15 protein-coding genes are annotated in these 18,135 nt (G+C 41.0%); 11 read left to right on the plus strand and 4 right to left on the minus strand.

The window, feature by feature from the left end; translation table 11 throughout:
* Window positions 1-157: 157 nt before the first annotated feature.
* Window positions 158-1,852 (minus strand): M14 family zinc carboxypeptidase, encoded by a 1,695-nt coding sequence (locus G3O08_RS05460; RefSeq protein WP_163283684.1) that lies wholly within the window; start codon window positions 1,850-1,852, stop codon window positions 158-160.
* 123 nt (window positions 1,853-1,975) lie between these two features.
* Between G3O08_RS05460 and G3O08_RS05465 the strand changes: the two genes are divergently transcribed.
* Complete coding sequence (locus G3O08_RS05465) at window positions 1,976-2,314, plus strand: carboxypeptidase-like regulatory domain-containing protein (RefSeq protein WP_204336785.1); 339 nt, start codon at window positions 1,976-1,978, stop codon at window positions 2,312-2,314.
* Between the two features lie 184 nt (window positions 2,315-2,498).
* The gene (locus tag G3O08_RS05470) at window positions 2,499-2,951 is read left to right on the plus strand and encodes a toxin-antitoxin system YwqK family antitoxin (protein ID WP_163283919.1); all 453 of its coding nucleotides are present in this window, start codon (window positions 2,499-2,501) and stop codon (window positions 2,949-2,951) included.
* Window positions 2,952-3,032: 81 nt separating this feature from the next.
* Here G3O08_RS05470 and G3O08_RS05475 read toward each other — a convergent pair whose 3' ends face one another.
* Window positions 3,033-5,942, minus strand: a complete 2,910-nt coding sequence (locus G3O08_RS05475) for a TonB-dependent receptor (protein ID WP_163283686.1) — start codon at window positions 5,940-5,942, stop codon at window positions 3,033-3,035.
* Window positions 5,943-6,034: 92 nt separating this feature from the next.
* On the minus strand, window positions 6,035-7,234 hold the full coding sequence (locus G3O08_RS05480; protein WP_163283687.1) for a hypothetical protein: 1,200 nt from the start codon (window positions 7,232-7,234) through the stop codon (window positions 6,035-6,037).
* 248 nt (window positions 7,235-7,482) lie between these two features.
* Here G3O08_RS05480 and G3O08_RS05485 point away from each other — a divergent pair, with 248 nt between their 5' ends.
* The 5 genes from G3O08_RS05485 (at window position 7,483) to G3O08_RS05505 (ending at window position 14,083) form a co-directional block, all read left to right on the plus strand.
* Window positions 7,483-8,160, plus strand: a complete 678-nt coding sequence (locus G3O08_RS05485; RefSeq protein WP_163283689.1) for a response regulator transcription factor — start codon at window positions 7,483-7,485, stop codon at window positions 8,158-8,160.
* The gene (locus tag G3O08_RS05490) at window positions 8,157-9,197 is read left to right on the plus strand and encodes a sensor histidine kinase (RefSeq protein WP_163283691.1); all 1,041 of its coding nucleotides are present in this window, start codon (window positions 8,157-8,159) and stop codon (window positions 9,195-9,197) included. The genes G3O08_RS05485 and G3O08_RS05490 overlap by 4 nt, the downstream gene beginning before the upstream one ends.
* 183 nt (window positions 9,198-9,380) lie before the next feature.
* Window positions 9,381-10,655: a PQQ-dependent sugar dehydrogenase gene (locus G3O08_RS05495; RefSeq protein ID WP_204336786.1), complete on the plus strand. Its 1,275-nt coding sequence runs from the start codon at window positions 9,381-9,383 to the stop codon at window positions 10,653-10,655.
* Window positions 10,656-10,667: 12 nt separating this feature from the next.
* Window positions 10,668-12,740, plus strand: coding sequence for a TonB-dependent receptor family protein (locus G3O08_RS05500; RefSeq protein ID WP_163283693.1), 2,073 nt, complete (start codon window positions 10,668-10,670; stop codon window positions 12,738-12,740).
* Between the two features lie 224 nt (window positions 12,741-12,964).
* Window positions 12,965-14,083, plus strand: coding sequence for an AAA family ATPase (locus G3O08_RS05505; RefSeq protein WP_163283695.1), 1,119 nt, complete (start codon window positions 12,965-12,967; stop codon window positions 14,081-14,083).
* A gap of 170 nt (window positions 14,084-14,253) precedes the next feature.
* Here the strand turns inward: G3O08_RS05505 and G3O08_RS05510 are convergent, their stop codons facing one another.
* On the minus strand, window positions 14,254-15,303 hold the full coding sequence (locus tag G3O08_RS05510; RefSeq protein WP_163283697.1) for a glycosyltransferase: 1,050 nt from the start codon (window positions 15,301-15,303) through the stop codon (window positions 14,254-14,256).
* Window positions 15,304-15,540: 237 nt separating this feature from the next.
* Between G3O08_RS05510 and trmB the strand changes: the two genes are divergently transcribed.
* The 4 genes from trmB to G3O08_RS05530 all read left to right on the plus strand — a co-directional run bounded on the left by trmB (window position 15,541) and on the right by G3O08_RS05530 (window position 18,120).
* Entirely contained in the window at window positions 15,541-16,245 is a 705-nt protein-coding gene (gene trmB, locus G3O08_RS05515) for a tRNA (guanosine(46)-N7)-methyltransferase TrmB (protein WP_163283699.1), read from the plus strand.
* Window positions 16,223-16,585, plus strand: coding sequence for an MGMT family protein (locus tag G3O08_RS05520; RefSeq protein ID WP_163283701.1), 363 nt, complete (start codon window positions 16,223-16,225; stop codon window positions 16,583-16,585). The genes trmB and G3O08_RS05520 overlap by 23 nt, the downstream gene beginning before the upstream one ends.
* 176 nt (window positions 16,586-16,761) lie before the next feature.
* On the plus strand, window positions 16,762-17,844 hold the full coding sequence (locus G3O08_RS05525; RefSeq protein ID WP_163283703.1) for an Mrp/NBP35 family ATP-binding protein: 1,083 nt from the start codon (window positions 16,762-16,764) through the stop codon (window positions 17,842-17,844).
* A gap of 27 nt (window positions 17,845-17,871) precedes the next feature.
* On the plus strand, window positions 17,872-18,120 hold the full coding sequence (locus G3O08_RS05530) for a NifU family protein (protein WP_163283705.1): 249 nt from the start codon (window positions 17,872-17,874) through the stop codon (window positions 18,118-18,120).
* Window positions 18,121-18,135: the final 15 nt, after the last annotated feature.

Consider the following 18,135-nt stretch of genomic DNA (forward strand, 5'->3'; position numbering starts at 1 on the left):
AAATCCATGGAGGGAGCGGATCGGTTTGCCATTCTAAGATCTATCACCGATACTGCAATCAAAAATGGGCAGAATGTATTAAATTCGCTGCGATGTCTTGCTATTCAAGTAGGTGCTGATTAGTTACTTTTAATCAAATATTGATACAGCTCGACTTTTACTCCCCTACCTCAAAAACAGGCAATCGCTTATGCGTAATCTCGTAATTCTCTGAATTCACATAAATATACTCCAACTGCGCCCTCGCATTTTGGCTAAAGTCGAAATCTGCTTGTCGCTTCGCTTCAAAAGCACGCCTCAGACTTGGATTTCTTTCAAGAATCATTCGCGCCGTTTCATCATACACATAGCTCGAAAAGTATTCTTTTTGTCCGAGTGAAGAATCAAAAAATCCCCAGTTGAAAAAGCTGTCTTCAGCTTCCGGAGTGAGTACTTGAGCCAGATAGCGTCTACTTTCTTGCCCTTTTGTTTTTATGAAATAGTCGCCGGCGTAGAATTGTACTTTTTGCTTCCGCTTTATTACGCTTGTATTGTAATGCAAACAATGGCCTTCGTAAGGGTAATCAACTGTTTTAAAGCTGTCTATATAAGTTGAAGTGACTTCGATAAGCGTATCTTGCTTTAGTTTATCGACTTTTATCTGATTCATTTTTAAACGGGTAATTACATCGTCGTAAGCCTGTGGAATAAGAAAAGATTCTGGAAGCTTTGCAACGTCTTGGCCTTCGTGGGTGTGGTAGTAAGGAATATTTTTTCGGTAAGGCTCGTCACGCAGATAAACCAATTGGTAAAGCCCTGTAACTTCGCTCAAAACAGAATCTGCTTTAAAGCCGGGAAACTCAATAGAATCGGACGAAGAAGTCAATTTCCAGTTGTATTTGAATGATTTCATTTCGGCAGTTCGCGCATCAGCAACCTTTTTCATTTCTACCAGAATATCTCCGCGCGACACCAAAAAAGTGCTCATGGCATTGAGAAAATTAAGCGTTGAAGCTACCCGCTGATCAAATGGTTTGAGCATGTGCGCTTCAGTAGTAAACGAGATAGTGTTGAATAGCGATGTATAGCCCATGCTGTAACGCGGCAAGTCGGTAAAGGCCTCAATTCCACCATCGGGAGATTTTCCAAAAACATTTACATAAGGTATCATTTCGTCGCCTTTCTCTTTCATGTTGTTATAGAGAAACGGTTCAAATTCCATTTCCAGAAACTTGGCTTGCATCGGGATAAGCTTTTCTGGAAATGAAGAGATCAGAGTAATGTTTGGTTGATAATCGGCTCCATTTGAGGTGTGGGTGTCAATAAAAACTTCGGGTCTCCATTCCTGAAAAAGGGCCGTAAATGAAAGTGCATTTTTGGAATCACATTTAATAAAGTCGCGGTTTAAGTCCAGATTTTTTGCGTTTCCGCGAAAGCCATAAGATTCAGGGCCATTCTGATTGGCACGGCTGTGGCTGTTTCTATTTAATGCGCCACCAATATTGTAAACCGGAATAATGCAGTATACCACATTCTTGTCGGGATTTGCTACTTTTTCTCTCGCGAAAGCAATACTCGCATTTATGCCACAAGGCTCTCCCGGATGTATGCCATTCATAATCAGGCAAACCGGCATGTTGCGCTTATCTTTTTCGGTTGGTTTAAAATAGCCGGTGGGGTCTATCACAAACAGGTGTAGCGGTTTTCCCGAATCTGTTGCGCCACCGGTAAGCAGCTTGCAGACTTTTGGATACGCCGCAGCCAATTCCTGATAGGCGGTAATAACTTCTTTGTATTCGGGAGTAGTGTTTGACTGACCTGAAGCATACAAGCTTATCAGGCAAAGAATGAAAAAGGATAGATATGTGCGCACTTTTTTTCGTAAAGATAGCCGTCACAAATTGGAATTCTGAAATTAACGAAAACATAACATTAGCGGCCAATTGTTAATAACGAATTAATATTTAATAAATACGCCGGCCTTACTTTTGCCACCATGATAAAAACGTTGGTATTGGCTTTTTCACTTTTGGTTTCTTTAGCTGTGTTGGGCAGCGACCCTGTAAAAGGAACACCGCTTGATACGAGATGCAACTTTTCTGGAAAGGTCTTAGATAAAACCAATCTTGAAGCCCTTACCGGAGCAATCATCGAAATTAAGGAATTGGGAACATCTACTTACGCCTCTTTTGATGGTTCTTTTACTTTTCAAAATACACCGGTAGGAAGATATACCGTAGTAGTAAAGTATGTTGGATATATTGATCAAACATTTACAGATGTTGCGATATCTGGTTCCGCTATAAGCGAAAAGTTTCGACTCACTTCTTACTAATCTTTACTTTTTACCAGCCTGATTTTTTTACTTACGGGAAATTCACATTTTATTTATTGACTTCTTGAATGCTTCCAATGTTAAGTTTTGGAATAAATGGTGTTTTTTTATCGTACTAATGTTACGAAATAGTTAAGAAAAGCTTATCTTCGTATTAACAAAGACCACGATATAATTTACACATATGAAAAAGTTAATATTAATAGCCATCACAATAATATCTGCTGCTGTAGTTAATGCGCAGACAAATAGTTCGTTACAGTCTATTGACGAAATGGACTTAATCAGTATGAATGATGGTGAATCTAAGTATTACTCAAATAATGGAGATTTTTCAGTAGATGAGGCAGGAAGAGTTTCTGGTCAGGTGCTGACATTTCATGAAAATGGAAATCTTGAAGAACAAGGAGCTTTGTTGTTGGGCAAAAAGCAGGGGGGGTGGACAAAGTATTCTGCAGACGGCATTAAAATGAACGAAGCGCATTATTCCAATGGGCAAAAGGATGGCGATTGGAAAGTGTGGGACGCTAACGGAATTCTACGAATGGAGCTGAGCTATTACGATGGGAAACGCGTGGGTACATGGAAATTCTACGATGAATCAGGAAAATTACAATCATCAAAAGATTACAATTAATTAAGAACTTTAACGAGAAATAAAAAAAGACCAATCAATTGATTGGTCTTTTTTTATGAATAATAAATAGTACTCTTTCGCTTAGAAGGTATAACTGTATCCCAGAGTAAAGGACTGTCCCGGATCAAATCGTGTAAATATTTGATCGTTTGCCTCGTAAGATTTAAACACCTCTTCTCTTTCTGACCCCAGTATATTTGAGACTTTTAGAGAGATTTGCATCCGCTCATCCTTGCCAAATTTCTTGCTCGTATTCATGTTTAAGCTGTGAAACGGAACGCTGAAAATATCAGGTCTGTCAACAATACCTACGTAAATTAGGGTTGAAGATTGTACATTGTAGTATAAGCCGACTTGTAAGTTTTTTGCAAACCCTTCATCGGCACCATTGTAGGCTATTCCGGCATTCACAATAAGTGGAGCCTGACCTGCCATTGCGCGATAGTCTCCTATTGATTGTCCGGTACGGGCATTAGCATCCCTGCTTTCTTTTTCAGTAGAACTATATTTTATCCGCGATACAGTACCGGTAATATTGGTGTTGAAACTAAATTTCTCCAGCGTTTCGCTTATAAAACTTAAAGGTGAACGAAATTCCAATTCTAAACCGTAAACCTGGCCATCGCCCACATTGCGCGGTTGAAAAGCACCAGCCTGAGTTGCAAATTGTATGATTTCTATGGGGTTGATAAAGTATTTATAGAAAACTCCAAATGAAACTGTACTGGATAGCGTAGGGAAGGTTTCCCACCGAAGGTCAAGGTTATGTACGTCCGTGCTCTCTAGATTTCCATCCCAGTACTCCACGCCTTCTCCATCATTTGCTGCGTCGTTAGCATCGCGGTGGAGCCCTCCTATAAAAGTTCTTCCGGTTAGAGGGTCATATATTTCTGCGTAAGATAATTCCTTTAAGGATGGTCTGGCAATGGTTTGTGTATAGCTGAATCTAAGGTTTTGATTTTCTGTTATCGCGTAGGCCATATTTAAAGACGGGAATAGGTTTACCGACTTCAGCACTTCATCATCATCTAGCACATTGGTTCCAAGTTGATCCTGTCCTGTATAGCGTTGTACATAGTTTTCGAAACGAAGGCCGGCAGTAGCTTTAAGCACGCCAAATAGTTTGAAGTCGAGTGAAGCATATCCGGCTGAGTTAAATACTCTTGCGTTAAACAGGTTTGGATTGGTTGGGAGGAATATGGCATCAATTGTTGTACCTCTACTCACATCATCGCCGTAAGGCCAGAGGTTTTCTTCAGCAAAAAGTTCGTCTGGATCACCTGTTAGTTCCAGGTTTCTTACGTTAACGTTAAAGCTGCGAATATTATAGTCGCGCTCTTTATAGGTATAGCTTCCGCCAAAACTTATTTTTGCGTCATCACCAAAAAGTTGAATCTCTTTGCTGGCTCCCGCTTTGGAGGCGACATTTAATTCCTCTAAGTCTCGCCAAATACGTTGTGGAAAACCAGCTTCGGTGCCAATAACAAAGTCATTATTACGGAGTTCATATCGCGTAAAGCGAATATCGGGATCGTCCATTTTTGATATGGTCGGAGAAATTCCCCAATCTACACTCCACTTTGAGTCAGTAAAGTAATGCTCACCGCCTATTAGAAAGTTGGTCATGGAGCGCTGGCTGTATTCTAGATTGTGCTGATATCCATTAAAGATTGCTCCCTGATCTGAGTTGAGATAATCAAAAATACCCGCTTTTGACTCTCCGTTTTGTATGTGAAGAAGGTTAAGCTTAATTTTTGATTTGGCTGTTTTTATCGCAAAACCGGCCATTCCGCTTAGCAACACGTTATTCACTCCATAGCTACCTGTTTGGAGCTCACGCACCTCCATTTCATTAATATCGGGGTTGGCTAGCAAGCCATACCTTCCGTATTCTACATCTTCAAAATAAGACGTTTCGTTTTTATATGACAGAATGAAATTATATCCCATCGTATATTTTTCGCCTAGCTTTTTCTGATTTCCATAATTAAAGCCAAAACCATAATCCATAAAGCTTTGCTTTTGAAAAGCGGCTAGATCTGGAGTGAAGGAGGCTAGAATTTCTTTGTACCGTGTTCCTGTTGCTCCACTAGGGTTTCTTAAAGCATCTGTAAATTGGGGGATGTTATCGGTTGCAGGAATTTCCCGAAGGCCATCATCGAATCCGAGGATATCAGTGCTGCTTCCATTGTAGGTCAAATAATTATCATTGAAGTGAAAGCTCGGGTTGTAACCCAGGCTCACCGAAACATTCCCTTGCTCTTCTTCGGGAAATTCTTTCGTTGAAATGTTGATTGCCCCTCCGGTAAAGTCTGCAGGCAGCGACGCAATAAAAGTCTTATTTACCACGATGTTGTCAAGAACACTTGTAGGAAATAAATCCATTTGAATGGTATTTCTGTCCGGATCAAGACCCGGAATATCAAATCCATTCAAGAGGGTTTTCGTATATCTGTCGCTAAGACCTCGCACATAGATATATTTTCCACCTTCGACAGATACTCCCGGTACGCGTTTTACAGAAGCGGCAGCATCCGAATCGCCTATTTTTTTGAAGTTGGCAGAAGAAATAGCATCTATCATATTTGCCGATTTCTTCTTCAACGTCATCATGGCCGTTTCGTTGTCTCGTGCCATCGTGGCAGATATCACAACTTCCTGAAGCTCTTCAGAGTCAGTTTCCATCTGAACACTGCCAAGGTTCGTAACCTCTCCTGAATTTACCTCAATACCCTGTATGAGTTGTGATTCAAAAGAAATGAAAGAAAACCTAATATTATAGCTACCTGATTCCAGGCTGAGGTCGAATTTTCCGTCAAGGTCAGAAACGGTACCTATGGTGGTTCCATCAATAAAAACATTTACTCCTGGCAGGGTTTCTCCTGTCTCTCCATCTATGACGGTACCTCTTACATTCCCCGTCTGCGCTGCTGCTGCTGCTAATGATATACAAGCTACCATTAAAGTGAGTAAGTATTGAAATTTTCTCATTTGGCTTTATGAAAAGTTATAAAAATTGAAGAAACTCGCACTCCTCTTGTGAGGTGTGCGAGTTTAAAAAATATTAAATGTGTTTTTATTTATTACAATCCTAAATCTGAAAGACTACCAGATGCTGAAGCCCAAGTCCATCCTGTAAATTCGGTAGCATTAGCTCCTACAGTGTTTTGTAGTTCAGGCACATTCGTAACAAATACATGGCTTCCACCTACAAAGAAATCTGTAATATTCTGATCTACTGGGATTGTAGCTTCAATGTCAGCAAATACTCCATATCCACCTTCAGCTTCAACGGGTAGTTGATCGAAATCCTGATTTTCAGATAATCCAAAGAAATAGATATTGTTCATTGTTACTCTTGAGTTGTCGTCAAGATCTACAAGTCCGTCAGCGCCACCGGCGTATACTGTACCATTAATGATTGTGTGCTCGTCTTCAAAGGTTCCCTCAGGTCCGTCAAGCTCAAAGCATTCATCACCAGCATTTATAACGATGAAGTTATCTAGTGTACCACCCCAGCTTTGGTCAGTATCAATGGCATCGTCACCAGCATTCCATACAAGCGCGTTAGTTACATTTACGTTTCCGCCAAACCATTCGATCCCATCATCTTGATTGGCAACAATTTCGATATATTCAATGATTGTTCCGTTTCCAACACCACCAAGGGTTAAACCGTTTATCTCATTTCCTTCTCCGATGTTCGAACCTCCGTGACGGATAGAAACATAACGGAGAATACCACTATTGTCAGCCGGATTATTACCTCCATAAAGACCATTTTGGTCTGAAGGTGGAATACCTTCAATCTGCACCGCATCAGCATCAGCTGAAATTGGCGCATTTCCAAGAATAATAACACCACCCCAAAGGCCGTTTAGGTCTGGGTCAAGATTTGGACTTGCGATTTCACCGGGTTCAATTTCATCAGCAATAGTCGTAAAAATAATTGGCTGTGTTTCTGTACCTTGAGCATCAATTTTTGCTCCTCGCGCTATTAAAAGAGCAGTTGCATTTGCTCCAGTCCCAGCCTCACCTTTTATTACAACACCGGGCTGAATAATTAATGTATTACCAGATGTAACAGCAATACGGTTTGTGAGGATGTAAGTATTACCCGTTTCCCAAGTTGTATTTGTCGTGATGTTTTCTGAAACTTCAAACTGACTTGTTGGAGTTGGCGTGGGTGTTGGTGTTTCTTCATCGTCGGTACATGAAGTCAATGTAACAGCTCCAATAGCTAAGATAAAAGTCGCATTTCTAATTTTGTTGATTGTGTTCATTTTCGTGCAATGTTTTTTGTTCTTGTTCTTAAATTTTATTTTCTGAATTGCGGTGCAAAGAAATGGCCATTAAGTGATGTTGATGTAAACTTGTTTTTATGGTTGTGTTATTATGTGGTAAGGTATATGTTAAGCAATCTTGAAATTCGCTAAGCTTTGGTATATTTGACTTTATTTAGAGTTAACCGTTAAGTAACATCCCATTAGTATTTAAGGCATAATTTTGTGCCGGACAAAACAATAGATAGTTGAGAAAAGAAAAAATATTACTCGTGGATGACGAGCCGGACATTATCGATTTGATTTCGTACAATCTCGAAAAAGAAGGGTATGCCATTGAAACGGCTACAAACGGTCGCGATGCGATTGCTATTGCCAAAGAATTTTTGCCCGATTTAATCTTGCTCGACGTAATGATGCCCGAAATGGATGGGATGGAAACTTGCGTTGAAATGCGCACTACAGATTCGCTAAAGCACACAATAATCGCTTTTCTAACTGCAAGGGGCGAAGATTATTCGCAAATAGCCGGATTTGATGCGGGTGCCGATGATTATATTCCAAAACCTATTAAGCCGCGGGTACTCATTTCACGTATTCAGGCACTCCTTCGCCGTAAAGGCAATGCTGCTGCTGATGAGGCAGCCACTGAAATTAATGGGTTGAAAATCGACAAGGAAAAATATTTGGTTACACTCAATGGCAATGATATGAGCTTGCCGAAAAAGGAATTTGAATTACTTGCACTCCTATTGAGTAAACCCGGTCGTGTTTTTACCCGAGAAGAGATTTTTACCGCGGTGTGGGGCGACGATGTAGTTGGCGACAGAACCATTGATGTGCATATTAGAAAGCTTCGCGAAAAACTGGGCAATGAACATATCTCAACAATAAAAGGAGTAGGTTATAAGATTGAGACCAGATGAAGGATTTGAGTCCCCGTTATCTTACGCTGGTTACGGCATTAATCTTTACAGCAATTTCTGCGGTGGCCATTATTGGGATAAGCTTCCTTCCCGGGGTTGAGATACATGCAGAACAGATTTTTATCGGATTAATCATTATTTTCCTCGGTGCCTGGTTTGCATTGTATAAAATACTGCAAGCTTTTATTTACGATAAAATCAAATTGATTTTTAGAAATATGCACTCTTTAAAAATTGAACGCGACTCGTTAAAACCCGACATGAGTAAAGATGTGCTTGGTGAAGTGAACGAACAAGTGATAGACTGGGCAGAAGATCGCATGGCAGAAATTAAAGACCTGCGCCAAAAAGAGAATTTCAGAAAAGAATTTGTGGGTAACGTGGCGCACGAGCTCAAAACACCTATTTTCAGTATTCAGGGTTATATTCTTACCCTTTTGGAGGGAGCACTTGAAGACCCGAATTTTAACCGAAAGTTTTTAAAGAAGGCGGCAAAATCTGCAGAGCGTATGGCTATGCTTGTAGAAGATCTGGATACAATCACCCAATTTGAATCGGGAAACTTGAAACTCGAATTGGAGAGAGTAGATATTGTGGAACTTTCCCGCGAAATAATGGATGGCCGCGAAAGGGAAGCAGAGCAAAAAGAGATAGTGCTTGGTTTCAGCAAGTCGTACGATCGCCCAATTTATGTGCAAGCCGATGGATTTAGAATTAGCCAGGTTTTGACGAATTTAATTACCAATAGCATAAACTACGGTAAGAAAGGCGGTAAAACAACTATTCATTTTTACGATCTCGATGAGCAAATCTTAATAGAAGTTGAAGACGACGGCCCAGGGATTACGAAGCCACATCAAGGTCGATTATTCGAGCGTTTTTACCGCGTTGATAAAAGCCGAGCACGCCATCAGGGTGGGACCGGTCTGGGGCTCGCTATTTGCAAACACATTATTGAAGCACACAAGCAATCTATCAGCGTGCGTAGCGAACCTGGCAAGGGCGCTGTTTTTTCTTTTACCCTGGCTAAGGCGTGAGATTAATAGGCAATTTGCAATAGGAAATTGTGATGTATCATTTTGAAAGTATGAAAAATCTCATAAAGCAGAGATTAGTACAGACGTTGTGGTCATTGAGCTGAGTCGAAATGCAGGCAACGTCTCCGAACAATTTCCTAAAAAGAGCATTATATCTTTACAATATTCAAATCCCTTCAAAAAATGATCACATCAAAAATACTATCTCCAACCTTCTGCCTGCTTTTAAGCATTGTAACACTAAGCTGTAGCAGCCAGAAAATGCCGCAAGCAACCGCCGAATACGATAAAGCCACAACTGTAGAAACAGCAATCGGGCCGCTAGTTCTCCCTTCGCCGTATGCAGAAGAGTCAAAAATGAAAATCAGCAATGTTATTGGTTGGGAAGAAAGCCAAACCCCAATAGCGCCTGCAGGTTTTACGGTGAGTCGTTTTGCTTCTGACTTAAAGCACCCACGCTGGGCATATGTGGCACCAAATGGAGATGTATTCATTGCTGAAGCAGACACCAGAGGCAGCGCCAATCAAATAACATTGCTGCGCGATAATGATGGCGATGGAAATCCCGAAAAAAGAGTTGTTTTTGCCGAAGGGCTCAACAGCAATTTCGGAATGTTGGTATTAAACGGTTATTTTTATGTGGCTAATACTGATGGTTTGTATCGCTGGACTTACACCGCTGGTCAAGAAAAACTGGAGGGCAATGGAGAGAAAATTCTCGATTTACCAGCTGGCGGATACAACAACCACTGGACGCGAAATTTACTCGTAAATAAAGATAGGACAAAAATTTACGTTTCCGTAGGTTCTGCCAGCAATGTGGGCGATCACGGAATAGAAGAAGAACATCGTCGTGCAAATATTCTGGAAATCAATCCCGATGGGACTGGCGAAATAATCTATGCAACAGGCTTGCGAAATCCTGTAGGGATGGATTGGAATCCGGTAACGAATGAATTGTGGACTGCTGTGAATGAGCGTGATAAGCTGGGTGATAATCTGGTTCCTGACTACATAACCAGTGTTGAAAAAGACGGATTTTATGGCTGGCCTTTTTCCTATTACGGACAGGTTAAAGACCCGCGATGGACAGAAGATCCGCATGAAGATTTGGTTGCAAAAGCCATTGTGCCGGACGTGCCGTTGGGCAATCATACGGCATCTCTTGGATTAGCATTTTACACTGGCGATCAGTTTCCGGCTAAATACCAAAACGGAGCTTTTGTAGGTCAGCATGGCTCCTGGAATCGCTCTGAATTTACTGGTTATAAAGTTGTTTTTGTTCCTTTTGAGAATGGAAAACCCGGCCAGCCCGAAGATTTCCTTACCGGATTTCTAAAAGATGGCGATGGTTCAAAAGTGCATGGCCGTCCGGTTGGTGTTACACAAATGCCCGATGGTTCTGTGCTGGTAATGGACGATAACTCGAATATTGTTTGGCGCGTTGTGGCGGACTAATCTCACCAAATTGTGAAAAACACAATATTCCTTATTGCTTTTTTTGCGATGTCTACTGCTTTTGCTCAAAATCGCACTGTGAGCGATACCGCAAATATTCCTGAAGTTATTATCAGAGCTACGCTTGTTGCAGACAGCCTTCAAAGAATTCCGGCTTCCATAAGCGTTTTGAGCAAAGCCGAATTGACGGGAAATAATGGTGCAATTATTACTGCAGCAATGAATACCCTTCCGGGAATTTACATGCAGCAAGGCGCCTTAAATACAAATAGAATCACCATCCGCGGAATTGGCGCCCGCACCCAATACGGCACAGATCGGGTAAAGGCTTACATCGATGGAATTCCCTTTTCGTCGGCAGCGGGAAATACCGTTATTGAAGATATTGATTCCGAAATTCTCGAATCTATCGAAGTTGTAAAAGGTCCTGTTTCCAGTATGTACGGTGCGGGGTTGGGCGGAGCAATTTCCATGTACACGGCAGAGCCAAATCAAAATCGGCTTCAGCTGAACAGCACTATCGGGAGTTTTGGTTTTTTGAAAAATAGTCTAAGTCTGACTTTAGCAGGGGAGAATGCAGGTCTTCAAATTAATTATTCCCAATTAAATAGCGATGGCTACCGTGACAACAGCGACTATTCACGGAAATCGCTGACAGTAAGCGGCTACTTGGAATTATCTGAATCGACGAAAATAAAACTGTTTTCTAATATGGTGCGCCTTAATGCACAAATTCCGAGTTCGTTAAATTACACAGATTTCAAAAACAATCCCACCGCTGCAGATCGCAATTGGGCTGCCGCCGAAGGGTATGAATCGTATGATAGATTATTGGCGGGATTTTCTCTTGAACATACTTTTTCAACGCGTTTTCAAAATACAACCACTATTTTTGGACAGTACCGCGATGGGTATGAGCCGCGGCCTTTCGATATTCTCGATGAAGAGCAATTTGGGCTTGGCGCGAGAACAAAATTTAATTTCAAGTATCCCATTTTAGGGAAACCATCAGAACTGGTTTTTGGGGCAGAGTATCTTCTCGAAGATTATTCTGTTGTGCTATACGAAAATCTATACCGAAATTTTCCCGGAAACGGGAGTGTAAAAGGTGAGGAGTTTAATAGCAATAATCAGAATCGATCTTATACCAACGCTTTTATTGCTCAGCAATGGTCGGTCTCCAATCGGTTTTTACTCGATGTAGGATTGAATGTAAATTCAACGATGTACGAATTGGAAGATACTTTTTCAGCAGACAGCATAGATCAATCCGGTTCTTACCAATATGGAGTTATTGCTTCGCCCCGCATAGCTACGAGTTATCAATTCAGCGATAGTAAAACTCTCTACGCGACTATAAGCCAGGGGTTTTCAACTCCAGGCGTAGAAGAAACGCTAACACCATCGGGGCAAATCAATACGGACCTTCTTCCAGAAACGGGCATCAATCTGGAGCTGGGAATAAAATCGAGTTGGTTTCAGGAAAAGCTATATGCAGAAGCGGCTCTATTCACCATTTTCATTGATAATCTTCTTGTGGCGCAGCGCATTGCCGAAGATCAGTACATTGGCGTCAATGCCGGAAAAACGCAACATTCAGGGCTTGAAATTTCAGTGCATTACAAAGAGTTAATCGCTAAAAAGTGGCTTCTGAAACCCTATTTTACCGCGGCAATAAACAATTTCAAATTTCAGGATTTCACAGATGGCGATCAGGATTTTTCTGGCAATGAGCTCACTGGTGTACCCAAACACACCTTTAACGCCGGAGTAGAGTCCGAATTTCTGAATGGTATTTCCTTTCGTGTCAATATTTTGAATGTTGGAGAGATACCATTAAACGATGCGAACAGTATTTATTCAAGCAGTTATAGTCTGGTGAATTTAAAGGTGGGCTATAAATTTAGGATTCTTCAAAATTTCAGTCTGGAGATTTATGCAGGTGCCAATAATCTGACAGATGTAAATTATGCAGCTAGTATTTTACCAAATGCTGTAGGTTTTGGTGGCGCACAACCACGGTATTACTATCCGGGCGATGCCCGTAATTTTTATGCGGGCTTAAAAATTGGGTGGGATTATTGAGATAGTTTCGCTTATGTCTGAAAATGAAATAGTCGTTGCGCAAAATCATCAGTGAATTGTAGGCTTATTTGCATGCGGTAATCGAGGTTGCAATTTTCTCCATATCAAATGGTTTATGTGAATTGAAAAGTAAATCGAATAAATTAGTAAAAATATACAATTTGTATAACACATATTGTATAACACAAAATGTTTATTATATTTGGTGTTAAATCAATAGTTGTATGAATCCCTTTTTAATAAATAATTACAAGTCGCCAAAATATTTCTGCGATCGGAAAACTGAAACTGCAGATCTATTGAAAAATATTAAAAGCAAGACTGATACAGCTTTCTTTGCGCAAAGACGCATAGGTAAAACAGCCTTGATTAGACACGTCTTTTATTTGCTGAAAAAGGAAAAGCTGGTCTCCATTTATCTGGATATCTACGCAACTCTCGATCTGGGCGATTTCACAAACCAACTTGCTAATGCGATTTATACCGCCTTTCCGCCAAAGCAAACAGTTGGTAGGCGGTTTCTGGAAGCTATAAAATCGCTGCGACCAATAATCACATTAGACGAAATTACCGGTACGCCGCAGCTCAGTTTAGATATTACAAAAACAGCTCAGTTTGAAAGAACGATGCCTCAATTATTAAAGTTTCTGGACTCAGAAAATGTGCAGGTTATTATTGCGATTGACGAATTTCAACAGATACTAACCTATCCCGAAAAAAACGTTGAAGCCATTCTCCGAACCGTGATGCAAACTCTTAAAAATGTTCATTTTATTTTTTGCGGAAGCAATCAAAAAATGATGCACCAAATATTTAACAATGCAAAAAGACCATTTTATGCAAGTACCAAAAATGTGAATCTTCAGCGTATTGACAGAAAAGAATATTCAAAATTTATAAAAAGCCATTTCCAAAACAATAAAATTGATATTGAAGCAGATGCCATTGAGCTTATGCTTGATTTAACTGATTGTCATACGTATTATACACAGCGCTTATGTCATGAGGTGTTTGATGCTAAAGTTGAAAAAGTCGTGACGGACACGGTTTTGCAATCGTTAAACAAAATCCTCACTGATAACGAGAATATCTATTTCCAATACAGAAATTTGATCACTTCCAATCAATGGAAACTTCTAAAGGCACTTTCTATTGAAGAAAAAGTATTTCAGCCTTACAGCAAAAAATTTTTAAAAGACCACGATTTGGGATCTTCGGCAATTGTAAAGCGTAGCTTAGAGGCCTTGGTAGAAAAGGAATTGGTATATTATCATTCAGGAATTGAGGAGCCTTATTATGAAGTTTACGATAAGTTTTTGATGCGGTGGATGCAGTATAAATAGTATGCAGATAAACCTAACCCGCCAGATGCTCGAAATGAGGCACTCATCAGAGGGATGATTTTTTGATTTCCGAAAATTGTACAGGCATTTCATGCGTGATTATCGTACAGACGTTGCGTGCGTATTTATTGTACAGACGTTGCATGCAACGTCTCTACGGTGATCGGTGATTATTTATTCAAAAAATCATAAATCACCTTTTCCATCCGTTCATGAAAATCGGGAGATTGGAAATTTGATTTTTCATCAGCCTTCTTCAAATCATTCATCCCAAAATCTTTCTGGGTTACCGCGTGAAACCACCCTTTTTCTTTCATCCGTTTTGCCAAATATTTTTGCTCGGGCTGCTGGGGTGTGGGAATAAAACAGGCATTTGCATCCATCCGAACCATATCGAGAATAGATGTATAGCCCGATCTACAAATCACCATTTTGGCGCGTGCAATAAACAGCTCGAGCTGCTTTTCGTGCAGAAAGGAATGATATTCAATTTTTGTGCTCGGTGGTACTACATCGCTGTCAATACGACCACGAACGATTATATGACGTCCCGGAAGTTTCTCTAACTTTTTGGCAATTTTCCTTTCCAGAAATGTGCGCTGCGGTTCTGGGCCGCTAAGAATTACAAGGTGATCAATGTCTTTTTCAATCCCAGGCAATTTGCGGAAACGCGAAATATGTCCAAGGTAAAAAGTCTTCCCGTCAAAGAATTTATTATCGAGCATTTTCCCGGCAAGCGATAGTTCTCCCGGCTCATCGGGAATCCACACTTCATCAAATTTCTTGAGCCAAACTGCCAGATGCTTGTCAAATTGCGATTTAAAAAACGGACTCACAATGCCAATTTGATGTGTAATAATCGCGCTGGGAATCACCGGATTATTCACCCCATATAGATTATCGGAGATAATATGCGTAATGCCCAGATCTTCTGCATTTCGCGTAAGCCAGGCATACTGCTCATTGTTGATTTTCTGCTGTTGAAAGCTGCGTTTCAGCAATCCAACTGCCGCTCCCGACTTGCCGTAGTTGATTTCCTTATCGGGAATTTCGAGCACATTTATATGCTGAAACCGCTGCTCTAAAAAGGTTTTTGTAGCGCCATTGCTCGCTATTACCACATCAGCTCCGTAGCGAACAACCGCGTCAATAATCGGCACAGATCGGCTAGCATGACCCAATCCCCAATTTAAAACCGCTATTAGCACGCGCTTATTCATAATGCTGCAAATTTAGAGAGATTTATTCTTAAAATCGTACAGACGTTGTATGCAACGTCTCCATGGCCCCCGACATCTCCACATGAAGTATCTCCAAACCATGCAAAATCTTTATGTAGAAACATTCTAAATAATCAAAGCAATTTCCGTACTTTTGCACCCGAAAATAAGACCTTTCCTAATAAATTAGCCAAACGCTTCTTGAAGCCTACGGCTTATGGCTTATAGCTTAAAAAAATGGCCAAAAAAAAACTTCAGCGGTTTGCAGAAATGAAAGCGTTTGATTGCGTTTTTGAACCGGAGAATGATGTAATGACTGGTGGCGATTTCCACATGAAAGGCCGATGGCATTCAGATTATTTTGGCAATCGTAATCCAATTACTCTCGAGCTGGGCTGTGGAAAAGGAGAATACACAATTGCGCTGGCAGGCATGTATCCCAAAAGAAATTTTATTGGAATTGACATTAAAGGTGCCAGACTTTGGCGCGGCGCTAAAACCGTTGACCAGAGCGGGATGGACAATGTTGCATTTTTGCGGATGAAAGTGGAGTTCATTTCCAATTTCTTTGCACCCGGAGAAGTGCAAGATATCTGGCTAACGTTTAGCGACCCCCAAATTCTCGATCACAAAGGAACCAAGCGGTTGTCTGCTCAAAGTTTTTTGGATCGATACGCCAAGATTTTGGCACGAGACGGCAATATCCATGTGAAAACCGATAGCAACTTTTTATACGATGCAACCCTCAAAGCCATCGAAAAAGGCGCTCATAAATTGCTTACACATTCGAATGATATTTACGGATCCGGTTTTTCAGATTTCACACTTGCACAACGCGAAATTCTTGGAGTAAGAACTTTTTACGAAGGTAAATTTCTCGCCAAAAAGGAGAATATAAACTACATTCATTTTCAACTCAATGAGCAAGCCCATCAAACTTAGCGAGAAGAATAAAGACTTCTTCGAAATGGTGTATGAAGTTGTAAAACAAATACCGCATGGAAGGGTTACTAATTTCGGTGCAATTGCCCATTATTTGGGTTCCGGTCGATCTTCGCGTATGGTGGGCTGGGCAATGAACGGTGCACATAGCCAGCCCGACTTTATCCCCGCGCACCGCGTTGTAAACAGGAATGGCGTGCTAACCGGAAAACACCATTTTCAAACAGAAACGAAAATGGAGGAGCTGCTTGAGCAAGAAGGAATTAAAGTAGAAAAAGATACAGTGCTTGATTTTGAAAAACTCTTTTGGAATCCAGCCACAGAACTTGAAATTGATTGAAATGGAACAAACGAATATATTTTTCCTTGGTATTTCAGTTGCTTCGCCGTCGCTCGCGTCTAGCGAGGGACTTTTATATCGGGCGTCTCGCCCGGAATTTATGGTCTTAAACAGATTGGAAGGATTAAATTAAAAATTAGCGTGTTGATTCAATCAGCATAGCATATAATAAAATTATGAAACTCACAGAAGAAAATGTTAAGGAAGTCCTTGGGAACATTACCGAGCCTGAGGTAAAAAAAGACATTATCTCGCTTGATCTGGTTCGCAATATTGCGATAAGCGACAATAAATTAAATTTCACGCTATACGCACTCAATCCGGCCATGCATAGCCGCAAGCGCATGGAAGATGCGTGCAGATTTGCTATAGAACGCAATTTTGGAAAGGAAGTAAAAGTTGACATTGATGTGCAGCTTTTATCGCAAAATGACCGAGCGCCAGAGCAACGAAAAGTATTGCCCGGAGTGAAAAATATCATTGCCATTGCTTCAGGTAAAGGCGGTGTAGGAAAATCGACTGTAGCGGCAAATTTTGCTGCGGGTCTCGCTGCTCAAGGTTTTTCGGTTGGTCTTGTAGATGCCGATATTTACGGCCCATCTATGCCGCTTATGTTTGATGTGGAAAGTGAAAAACCGCGCACCAAAGAAATCGATGGGAAAAATTACATCCTCCCGGTAGAAAATTATGGAGTTAAAATGCTGTCTATTGGCTTTTTTGCAGACACATCCCAAGCCATTGTATGGCGCGGACCTATGGCCAGCAAAGCGCTAAATCAAATGTTTGGCGATGCATATTGGGGCCCTTTAGATTACATGATTATTGATCTTCCGCCGGGTACAGGCGATATTCACCTTAGCCTGGTGCAGGGTGTGCCGCTTACGGGAGCTATCATCGTAAGCACCCCACAAAATATAGCTCTGGCTGATGCCAAAAAGGCGGTATCGATGTTTCAGCTCGAAGCTATAAAAGTGCCAGTATTGGGTATTATTGAAAACATGGCTTATTTTACTCCGGCAGAGCTTCCAGACAAGAAATATTATATTTTCGGAAGGGAAGGAGCGCGAGATTTGGCTGTAGATCTCGGAGTGCCGTTTCTCGGCGAGATTCCAATTGTGCAATCTATACGCGAAGCGGGCGATGTAGGTCGTCCGGCAGTGCTTCAGGAGGAGACAATTGCAGGTGATGCTTTTCGCGAAATAATTCGTAATTTTGTTAACCAAATGAAGACGAAGAAAGGGGTTCTTAACACCCTCTAAATCTTAGCGTTTAATGATTCTGAAAGTATGGAAAATCTGGTAGAGAGAATTCAACACGCACTTTTGCAAATCAGACCTTTTTTGGAGGCAGATCGTGGCGATATTACACTCGTGGAAGTAACCGATGATATGGTGGCTCGCGTAAAACTTCACGGCGCTTGCAAAGATTGTAGCATGATAGCTATGACTATGAAGGCCGGCGTGGAAGAGAGTATTAAGAAAGTTGCACCGGAAATTGTATCCGTAGAAGCTATAAATCTGGTTAGAGTAAAATAGCGTTCATACTTTCTC

The organism is Cryomorpha ignava (genome assembly GCF_010686655.1).
GTDB lineage: Bacteria > Bacteroidota > Bacteroidia > Flavobacteriales_D > Cryomorphaceae > Cryomorpha > Cryomorpha ignava.